Origin of the sequence: Microbacterium maritypicum MF109, from assembly GCF_000455825.1 — a bacterium.
Classification (GTDB): domain Bacteria; phylum Actinomycetota; class Actinomycetes; order Actinomycetales; family Microbacteriaceae; genus Microbacterium; species Microbacterium maritypicum_A.
In genome coordinates this window covers 1-326 of the sequence record NZ_ATAO01000151.1, presented here as the reverse complement: position 1 = coordinate 326, position 326 = coordinate 1, and the positions used below count along the sequence as shown (strand labels likewise).

Sequence of the window (326 nt, the reverse complement as noted above, 5' to 3'; positions counted from 1 at the left end):
GCAGCTCCCCGTCGTGAGGGCGGGTACAACCGTGATGGTGGTGCTCCGCGTCGTGAGGGCGGGTATAACCGTGATGGTGGTGCTCCGCGTCGTGAGGGCGGGTACAACCGTGATGGCGCATCTCCCCGTCGCGAGGGCGGGTATAACCGTGATGGTGCAGCTCCCCGTCGTGAAGGTGGCGGCTACAACCGTGACGGTGGCGCCCCGCGCCGTGACGGTGCTGCTCCCCGTCGTGAAGGTGGCGGCTACAACCGTGACGGTGGCGCCCCGCGTCGCGACGGTGCTGCTCCCCGTCGCGAGGGCGGCTACAACCGTGATGGTGGTGC

General features: G+C 69.3%; 1 protein-coding gene. It reads left to right on the top strand.

Translation table 11 applies throughout. From position 1 onward, the window contains the following. Positions 1-31: 31 nt before the first annotated feature. Positions 32-326, top strand: a 295-nt coding sequence (locus L687_RS29205; protein ID WP_152525872.1) for a hypothetical protein, incomplete at its 3' end; no start/stop codon positions are given.